This is a genomic window from Blautia sp. DFI.3.45, assembly GCF_020593505.1.
Taxonomy (GTDB): domain Bacteria; phylum Bacillota; class Clostridia; order Lachnospirales; family Lachnospiraceae; genus Blautia_A; species Blautia_A wexlerae.
The window spans coordinates 1-311 of record NZ_JAJDMI010000201.1; the positions used below are offsets into that span (position 1 = coordinate 1).

General features: G+C 43.7%; 1 protein-coding gene. It reads right to left on the minus strand.

Annotated elements, in window-relative coordinates; all coding sequences use genetic code 11:
* Positions 1–311, minus strand: a 311-nt coding sequence (locus LJE09_RS19335; protein ID WP_227311633.1) for a tyrosine-type recombinase/integrase, incomplete at both ends; no start/stop codon positions are given.

The following is a 311-nucleotide window of genomic DNA, read 5'->3' on the forward strand; positions in this document are numbered from 1 at the left end:
GTACACTCTGTTTTTCTCTTTGACCTCTTTGTAGTAGTTCGTGTGATAAAGTTCTCCGTACTGCATTCGATTTTTTAACTGCTCTTTCCGGGTATTACGGAAAATCTCTACCAGCGTATCTCCAAAATCAACAATCCTCACTTTTTTCCGCTTGGTTGGTCCGATGATATATTTGCGCTTTGAGCCATCGTATCGGATGCTACGTCTTATGGTAAGGCATTGTTCTTCCAGATTTACGTCCTGCCACGCCAAACCGCAGGCTTCTCCAATACGAAGCCCGGCATAATAGGCTATCTGGATTGGAAGTATTG